The organism is Aeromonas sp. QDB20, from assembly GCF_027707805.1.
In the GTDB taxonomy this organism is placed as follows: Bacteria; Pseudomonadota; Gammaproteobacteria; order Enterobacterales; family Aeromonadaceae; genus Aeromonas; species Aeromonas dhakensis.
Window position 1 is genome coordinate 349,899 of the sequence record NZ_JAPCJC010000005.1, and the last position, 7,970, is coordinate 357,868.

A 7,970-nucleotide genomic window follows, 5' to 3' on the forward strand; every position below is an offset into this window, starting at 1 on the left:
GTCCGGGGGTTCAAATCCCCCCAGCTCCACCACCTTCTAAAGCCCTGATTCGTCAGGGCTTTTTCTTTATGGCTGGTCAGGGAGTGACACACTGAGGTGTCACATATGCTCTATCCCGGTCTCATCAAAAACCGCTGTGGTGTCTACTGCTACCGCCTGATCTTCCCCCCTTCCCTCCGCCAGTACGGCGCTCCTCGTGAGACCCGTTTCTCACTTGGCACAAAAAGTCGCGCTAAAACGGGAGAATTGTGGATCCATGCTTTCCAACTTGGCAGGCTCCTGCTCGACGAATTATTGGCATTAGTTCAGGAAGTCGATCAGGAAGTAGACATGGCTGAAATCTCAGAAATCATGAAGGCGAAGATCGCCGCGAAAAGAGAACAAATCCGGCTCGGGGAGCAGTTGGCCGCACTGCAAGACCAGATTAACGAGCAGCGTCTTGCAGCACTGCGCTCTCGCAAGGAGCTGGCGACAGCTCAGGCTGTGACTCAGAAGGCGAAGGAGCTGGCCCGTACTGCGGTTGGCATTGCCCAGCGGACACAAGGCCAGCTCATTGAAGCCCGGCGGACGGCGGACGCTCTCGCCTCGTTGCCAACAACGCTCAACGCCGAGCCGGTGCCCGTCTGTAGTGCCTTGGTTACCCCTTCTGCGCCCGGTCAATCGTTGGAATGGCTGGTGGCCCGATTCAACGAGCACAGCGAACATGTGGAGAAGCTCAAACCCAAGACCCTGAGCCAGCGCAAAAGCAATCTTGCGCGTTTTCTCGATGTTCTCGGCCCGCTAGACAGCGCGGCGCTTGGTGCTGCCGATATTGCCCATTATCGGGAGGTTATCCGCACGCTACCGAAGAATCTCCCGAAACAGCCAATTTGGAAGGAGCGTCCCGAGGATCCCATGCTGCGACGTAACTGGTATCTGAGCTTAGGCAAGCGGGGCCAGCCTTCCCTGTCCGAGCAAGGACAGATGACCCACTTCCATGACGTTAAGCCCTTTCTTAAATGGCTTAAGGCCGAGCGGCACGTTGCCGAGGATTTCAGCGACATGCTGACCCCTATCAAGAACGATGCCGACTATGAAGAAGGCGGACAACCCTTCACTCAGGAACAACTGGGGAAACTAGTTAATAGACTCTGGCGAGCCGACAGTAGGCTTCCCTATGAACAGCCGAAAGACTGGCATTTCTGGGCTCCATTGCTGGGACTGACTACCGGGATGCGCGGCGATGAAATTGGCAGCCTCACTGTGGCCCATGTCATTGATGTAGGAGGCATAGTCATGCTCAACGCGCCGGGCTCTAAGACCCCTAACGCCGAGCGCCTGATACCGCTCCCGGATGTAGCTTTGAATGCGGGTTTTATGCAGTTGGTGGAATGGGCGCGGATGTCTAGTGGCGACGCGCGACTGTTCCCGGACTGGGCGCTTGGCGGCGACTCAGAGGCACAAAACTACTCACACAAGCTGGGCAAGTGGTTCAACCATTACAAGGGAACCGGGTTGTTGGCAAAGCTGGACATTTGGCAAACCGATCATCAAGTCAGCTTTCACAGCCTGCGGCATACCTTCATCACAGCCGCTCATCATACTGACATCAAGCTTGAGCTAATGCAGATGATCGTCGGCCACGGACCAGACCTGCGCAATACCTATGGCCTGCCAGCTACTAAAGATAAGGGGTCATCCACCCCCTACATCAAACCGGGTGTCAAATATAGCCCACGGATGCAAGAGGCTTGTGCAACGCTGCGCAACGTCATAAATAGCGTCGACTTCGGTTGTGACCTGACCGGGATTAATTGGTTGAACTGGCGAAATGCTAAGAATATGGGGGAACTGAAATGAAATACGACATCAGCTCCGGGGACGTCCTGCTGTCCATACAGGCTAGGGTATTGAGCGTGTCGCTGCCCTGTGGGTGCCGCCTGTCTAACGGTCGCCATATCCATCATTGCGAAGGCGTGTGCGAGTGGTTTCAATGGAGCGAGCGCGAATTATCACAGGCAGGGAAAAGGGCGCTCTGGACGCTACTGATCCAGAGTGGCTTCGATGACATCCAGCACGTTTCACCCGCTGACGTGCTGGATTATCTCGACGAGAGCGACAACGGAACGCTCCCGGTGTCTGCTGCCGATTTCAATCTGAGCCTGATGCTGGGGCGTGATGTTCTGGGGGTTACTCGTCAGGTGGTGGCATAGCTGCGAAAGGTTTGATTCTGGGGGCCTGGGACGCCCCCAGTGCGTTTTTGCCGCTATGCCATTGGCGTAGTTGCCGGATGGTCTCTGAAGAGCTCTGAAGCGGTTTTTGTAAATCGTCCCGGTACTGTCTCACACGTTTACGATCCCCCTTACACCTGACACACCCCGCGCCTCTGCTTTTACTACCGGGTCATTAACCGTCCATTACCGGGTCAGCTCTCCTTGCATCTCATCCCTTCCGAAGTGAGTGGCTGCCCACTTGTCCAACTCTACGAGCATGGCATCAAGGGCACTGTCTTCAGGTAGCCGGGGCTGGTGGACTGGTTGGTCCTCTATGTCGCCAAAGCTCACAGAATCGCTTTTAGCTGCTTTGTTGGTGCTTGCCATGTCCCTGAGTGATTTTGAGTTTGGAATTGATTCTGGCGCCTCCTGTGGGCCTTCATGAACGTGTCCGGGTATGGCTGCACAGCCATTGGCCTCATTTTTCAAAATTGCAGTGCTGACTTTCTCACTGGGGGATGAGTAGGGAGCTGGTTTTTCTAGGACTTTGGTTTGTGTGGGGCTGGTGGCCTTTTGGCTGACCGTGGAATCCCGTTCGGCAATGAAGTGAGGGAGAAGGAGGGCTGTCGTTCTCCCGTAATGGGCTTGTCCTAGGCGCGTCAGCTCGTGGGGGATGTAGAACTCGGCGTCTTTGCCTATGTCCTTGTGTATATACCAGCCCCATCCGATAGCCTCTCCCATACCGTAGCGCTCAGTGGTACGACGCTGGCGGCGCGAGTCTGAACCATCCCATTCACCGCCCGCACTCTTGAGCCTCTTTTTCTGCTCTGCGGTGAGGCTTCCGAAGTAGATACCATGACTGTGGGATCGGCCCTCGCTGTCTCTCTCTATGCAGAACATGGTCATGTGCTCGACCTCGCGTCCTAGCGCACGACCCAGACGCTTCCTGATGGGGTCTTTTAGTTCAGCGGGGCTCTTAGCTGCGTCCTCCATGGATAAATTCAGGGAAAAGGCTACGTACCGCTTGCTACACCTCTCATACATCATGCCGGATGTAACCCAAGCGTACTTTTCCAAGCCTGATAAGTCTTTCCATGGCCGAAGGGGTTCCTTCCTCCAGTTGGGTGTTGAGATAAGGACAAAGGAAGGATCATACATATTTACTACAGACGAGATCATTTTCTCGTAGTCGCGTCGGGACGCTAAGCCAGACAGGACAAGGCTTTGACGCACCATAACCTTGAGAGTTCTTGCGGCGGTTTTTGTATTTGGAAACCTTGCTCGCCAAAGCGTCCAGCGGGCTGTTTCACTGATGCTGGATACAGCTCTGTGAGTGGCTCGCCGGATACTTTTATCAACGTTCATCCCCCCCTTGAGTGCATCCCTGATTCTGGCGATCTGCATCTTAGCAATCCGCTCGTCTCGGGATAGGGAGTCGTCGCAGTGTAGGTTGCGACGGGCAAGCGCAAACTCATTAGGCTGCGTTAATTTTGATGACCGGTCATTGAGCGCCGAGCTCTCTGATGATACTCTTTTCATAGTTAAAACCTTTTGTGCCGCCTCATTGGGCGGCTTTTTTTACCTGCTTGCCAACGGCAAGCCCTCTTTCAAATCTCGTTCACCTCATCCCCTGAACGCCTGTAAAGCGCGTACAACAACAACCTGACCGGTTAGGGTCAGTATTCATGGGGATTCCAGCGAAAGGACGCCGCGAAATGGGCGTTAGCGAAGAGGTAGGGCCGACTCATCGGCCAAAATAACAAGGTTACTTTGCAGCATGGGCGGGGTCGCCGTCAACCTGCATCACCTTGATGGTGCATCGCTCCAGCCATCGCGCTCGGCCCTGATAGCTAACATTTCCTCGTCGGTGTAATCCCTAACAATTAGCTCCGGCAGTGCTTCAACGACTTCCGGCTCAGCTGCCAGTGTGAGAACCCGGCGCAACCCATCAGCGGCTAGCTTGCTGGCTGTGGCACACGCTGAAAGGATCTTGGCCGCTTGGTGCCTGTCACATTCACTATCAACCGTTAGGCTCTCTAACAGCTCGGCTGTCTTGGTATGGATTTGGTTGCAAAGTGCAACCTGTGACCGGACGAGGCGAGCGCCCTCCGAGGCGGCGAACTCAGAAGACAATGAGGCCCGCAATCCGGCGCGGGCCTCCTCTATCAACTCCTCCCGCATCGAGTCGGGGCGAACACCTGAACGCCCCCGGATCCGTTTCACTGTGGATAGGCTGATTCCCGTCTGCTCGGCGATAGCAACAATGGGCCATCCTGCCGCGAGAGCTGCGGCAACCTGCGCTTCAAGGGCGGGGGAGGTGCGACGCATCGCGGCCCCCCTCTATTCCGAGCGCATCACACGGGGTCAATTGCTCCCATCGGGTGATTGCCAGCTCCACAATTTGCGTAGGCGACATATTCAGAGCACTGGCCCATATCGCCACACGTTCCGCGACTGGACGGGATAGCCGTATTACTTGGACTGTTTTTTGCGGCTTCATGCTTTCCCCTCTCCATGCTCCAAACCCTGCTGCTGTTCGCAGAACATCGTCCATAAACGCGCATTCCCATTTTGATATGTCAGGGTTGCCGCCCGCTCATTGTCATTGTCTATGGGGGCTAATGCCGCCGATTGTGGGATCCTAGACAGCATGGAGACGAAGAAATCATTTTCTACTGGCACATGCATAGAGATCAGATCTACCCCGGCTGGTGATACGAGCAAGGAGCGGACGATCTCGCGCAACCCTAACACCTGCTGCAATGCGAAAAATCTCCGGCTATCCATCCGCCTAGCTTCACATAGATTGCGGACAGCCCCATATAGCCGGGCATCAATAACTCTGGCCTGCTCTTCATTGGTCTTTTGAACTTCAAGAATCACATCGCGGGCCGCCACCATGTCTCCCTCGTCCATCAGTTTCAGAGCGTATGAGAGCTTGCCCGCTGTCACACCATGCGCCTGTTCGAAACGCGTTTCCGGGATCATGCTTTACCTCCATTGCGGGCCAATGCCGCCGCTATACGATACGAGCCGCCAAGGCTTCCACGCTCAATAGTGCGCTGACGCTGCTTCTCGATTTCCTCCTTAACTTCCATGCGCATCCTGTCCGCCAAATCTAGATGGGTCTCACGCTCTTCAATCCAGCCGGTTTCCCCTTCACCAGTGATGATCTCGTCGTCTTCAATCTGCTCAACCGGTATACCGGCAAGCTCTGCTAAAAACGCTTTGTCCCTACCTTCCAGATAGTGCGCATCCTCACCCATCCGCTCTGCGAGCTGACGCTTCAATATTGAAACCTTCATGTATAAGCCTATAAATCTCAATAAGTTACAATGATTGCATGTTACACAAATGGATGACCGATCACCATATTTAAGACAAAAAAATACCGGCGCTTGGCCGGTATGTTGTTGCTTTATTCGCGTGTTGTTTGGATCGTCATTACGCTGCTTTGCAGGCTCGCTTCACACTGGCGGGTGAAATCCCAAAATGTTCGGCGGTCGCCTGGATGCTTGCGCTGTTTTCCTTCCGCCAGATAGCAACGGCAACATCATCAATGGTCTTTTCTCGCCCTAATGCTTTGCCCTCTGCCTTGGCCTTGGCGATCCCGGCCATCTGACGGGCCTTGATATTTGAGCGTTCCAGCTCTGCGACAGCGGCCAGCATGGTCAGCATTGCCTTACCGATTGGCGTGGACAGGTCGAACCCCTCCCGCAAGCTGATAATCGACACACCCTTGGCTTGCAGCGCCTCAACCGTGTGCAGAACGTCAATGGTGTCACGCCCAAGACGGTCAACGGCGGGAACAATTAGCGTATCGCCCTTCCGCACAAACTTGAACAGCTCGGAGAATTCCGGGCGCTCTAATGCCTTCACTGCACCAGATATACCCTCGTCTGCAAACCACGTTTCCACCTTGTGGATCTGCTCAATGCTGTGGCGCTGGGCCTCTACGCTCTGCTCGCCAGTGCTTACCCTCAAATACCCGATGACCGCCATAACAATTCCCCACATGTAGCTCAAAAACTATAGCTCACAATATAGTGGTGGCTCATATTGAAATCAACACTTTTGAGCCACTCTTTTCAGTGGGGTGTTTAGGTGGCTCAAAAGGTACACATTTTGAGCCAAAGCAAGAAAGGGATTAGTCTCGGATTAACAACAGCCACAGACAATGTTCAACGTTCGTTGTGGGCGTAAAAATGAAAAATGATATCTGAGTTAGTGACCGTTCATCTCTCATGGTCATGCTCTGATCGTTGCTAGTGCTGGTGTCATAATTCGGTCGATTGATGACACCAGAATCCTTAGCCAAGATTCTCTCAAAAAGCATCTTGAGGAAACGAGGAAACGAGGAAACGAGGAAACGAGGAAACGAGGAAACGAGGAAACGAGGAAACGAGGAAACGAGGAAAGATTAAACGGGGTATTGCTTCCCGACAAGAACTTCATGCTCCCTAGCAAGAGAACATGATACTTTATTAGAATCAATCACTTGAAAGGTTTTTCGTTCAAAATTTTGGCCGTTAAATCTCATGGTGGCAAAGCGATTCCATTCATAACCATTTGAGCACAACAAATCGAAGAGCACCTCACCAGAGACACTCTTCTCATGCAACTCCTTCACAATCGAAGGTAGCTGTTCTAGGGGACTCTGATAACCCATCGCAACGATTACTGCTGCAAAGTGGTTATCATCAGTTGTCCTAATTGAGTACATATTCCTCACACACTGTGTAGCTCGTCTACTAAAGAATAGATCTTTGTAGAGAGTCTGTTAACTGCATTAAGATCACTAACAAATCGACTGGAATCAATCAAGCTATTCATATGAAACAAACCGTGACGGTGTCGTCGAAAGAATGAGTACGCGTCAGAAAGCAGGGAACGCTCAACTACTGTGGGCACTTTGCCTTCATGCTCGCGTCGTAACACGAAGTCTCCTCGTCCTGTATCTAGGCAGTAGTAAAACGAACCAACCTCATTCGAATCTACATCTAAGCCTTTATCCGCCATTACGGATTTGATCGCCCCCTCAAGAGACCTGAGCTCAGGGTATAAAAGCATGGAATAGTCAGGAAGCTGAGGGGCCGAGAGCTTAACACATAGGCTTGACAGAAGTAATCTTTTAGTGCCTTCAGGTATGAGATCTATAGACTTAGGTAGCTTCATCTTGAGATAGTCAAGAGCAACCTCTGTCCGAACAATCTCAGTATTCTTGCCATCTTCGGTGCGATTCAAGACATTCTCTAACCCCGCCATATCTAACAATTCTGACAGTAGATAAATGAGATGGCGATAAGTTGACAGCGGCTTCCCTTGGATTTGCAGCTTTCGTGTCGTCTTATAATGCGTTACAACAATGTGATCGCTGTGCTCCACAGATGTGATGCACCAGTTAGCTTGCACGTCATCATCACGGCGAATTTCAAGGTGAAAACATGGGGGCTCACCAGACGTGATCTCATCTATTATCGGCTGGATCTGGTCGTGCTCTATACCTTTGATAGTCATGTTGACTTGGTTGAATTCGTCCGGATGTATCGTTTCAAACAGGCACTGAGCAAGTTCATGCCCGAGCTCCGGATTCTGCCCTAGACGATAATGAAGAGTAGTTGTGCCATTTAGGTTAAGAAAAAGTTCAATTGTCGCATCTTCAATGCCTACACGCCCAAACTTGTAACGTTGAACTCTTACCCCGGGAATTCAGATAATAAGTGCGACACTCATGGATGAATGGCGAGAGGTGGCCAACTGCTGATTGGTGGTACCCTT

Annotated in this window: 9 protein-coding genes and 1 pseudogene; 2 read left to right on the forward strand and 8 right to left on the reverse strand. The window is 52.4% G+C overall.

Annotated features, from left to right (window positions below; genetic code table 11):
• Positions 1–105: 105 nt before the first annotated feature.
• A complete protein-coding gene (locus PG897_RS09125) occupies positions 106–1,839 on the forward strand; it encodes a site-specific integrase (protein ID WP_270828946.1) in 1,734 nt (577 codons plus the stop codon).
• The gene (locus PG897_RS09130; RefSeq protein ID WP_270828947.1) at positions 1,836–2,192 is read left to right on the forward strand and encodes a hypothetical protein; all 357 of its coding nucleotides are present in this window, start codon (positions 1,836–1,838) and stop codon (positions 2,190–2,192) included. Before PG897_RS09125 ends, PG897_RS09130 begins: the two co-directional genes overlap by 4 nt.
• 204 nt (positions 2,193–2,396) lie before the next feature.
• On the opposite strand, the gene PG897_RS09135 is transcribed toward PG897_RS09130, so the two are convergent.
• From PG897_RS09135 to PG897_RS22585, 8 genes and pseudogenes are all read right to left on the reverse strand, one after another.
• Positions 2,397–3,731 (reverse strand): hypothetical protein, encoded by a 1,335-nt coding sequence (locus PG897_RS09135; protein WP_270828949.1) that lies wholly within the window; start codon positions 3,729–3,731, stop codon positions 2,397–2,399.
• Positions 3,732–3,995: 264 nt separating this feature from the next.
• Entirely contained in the window at positions 3,996–4,520 is a 525-nt protein-coding gene (locus tag PG897_RS09140) for a helix-turn-helix domain-containing protein (protein WP_270828950.1), read from the reverse strand.
• A gap of 168 nt (positions 4,521–4,688) precedes the next feature.
• On the reverse strand, positions 4,689–5,180 hold the full coding sequence (locus tag PG897_RS09145; protein WP_270828951.1) for a hypothetical protein: 492 nt from the start codon (positions 5,178–5,180) through the stop codon (positions 4,689–4,691).
• On the reverse strand, positions 5,177–5,482 hold the full coding sequence (locus PG897_RS09150; RefSeq protein ID WP_158654839.1) for a hypothetical protein: 306 nt from the start codon (positions 5,480–5,482) through the stop codon (positions 5,177–5,179). The genes PG897_RS09145 and PG897_RS09150 overlap by 4 nt, the downstream gene beginning before the upstream one ends.
• A gap of 154 nt (positions 5,483–5,636) precedes the next feature.
• A complete protein-coding gene (locus PG897_RS09155) occupies positions 5,637–6,194 on the reverse strand; it encodes a recombinase family protein (protein WP_111912479.1) in 558 nt (185 codons plus the stop codon).
• 418 nt (positions 6,195–6,612) lie between these two features.
• Positions 6,613–6,915 (reverse strand): type II toxin-antitoxin system RnlB family antitoxin, encoded by a 303-nt coding sequence (locus PG897_RS22580; protein WP_442866307.1) that lies wholly within the window; start codon positions 6,913–6,915, stop codon positions 6,613–6,615.
• Between the two features lie 5 nt (positions 6,916–6,920).
• A complete protein-coding gene (locus tag PG897_RS09160; protein WP_171274229.1) occupies positions 6,921–7,709 on the reverse strand; it encodes a type II toxin-antitoxin system RnlA family toxin in 789 nt (262 codons plus the stop codon).
• A 51-nt stretch (positions 7,710–7,760) separates the two neighbouring features.
• Positions 7,761–7,901: pseudogene (locus tag PG897_RS22585) on the reverse strand (hypothetical protein); the annotation flags it as partial.
• Between the last annotated feature and the right edge of the window lie 69 nt (positions 7,902–7,970).

Excerpts from the sequence above, each read along its gene's own strand:
- PG897_RS09145 (WP_270828951.1), bottom strand. The coding sequence starts at position 5,180 with ATGATCCCGGAAACGCGTTTCGAACAGGCGCATGGTGTGACAGCGGGC.
- PG897_RS09140 (WP_270828950.1), bottom strand. The coding sequence starts at position 4,520 with ATGCGTCGCACCTCCCCCGCCCTTGAAGCGCAGGTTGCCGCAGCTCTC.
- PG897_RS09155 (WP_111912479.1), bottom strand. The coding sequence starts at position 6,194 with ATGGCGGTCATCGGGTATTTGAGGGTAAGCACTGGCGAGCAGAGCGTA.
- PG897_RS09135 (WP_270828949.1), bottom strand. The coding sequence starts at position 3,731 with ATGAAAAGAGTATCATCAGAGAGCTCGGCGCTCAATGACCGGTCATCA.
- PG897_RS09160 (WP_171274229.1), bottom strand. The coding sequence starts at position 7,709 with ATGACTATCAAAGGTATAGAGCACGACCAGATCCAGCCGATAATAGAT.
- PG897_RS09130 (WP_270828947.1), top strand. The coding sequence starts at position 1,836 with ATGAAATACGACATCAGCTCCGGGGACGTCCTGCTGTCCATACAGGCT.
- PG897_RS22580 (WP_442866307.1), bottom strand. The coding sequence starts at position 6,915 with ATGTACTCAATTAGGACAACTGATGATAACCACTTTGCAGCAGTAATC.
- PG897_RS09125 (WP_270828946.1), top strand. The coding sequence starts at position 106 with ATGCTCTATCCCGGTCTCATCAAAAACCGCTGTGGTGTCTACTGCTAC.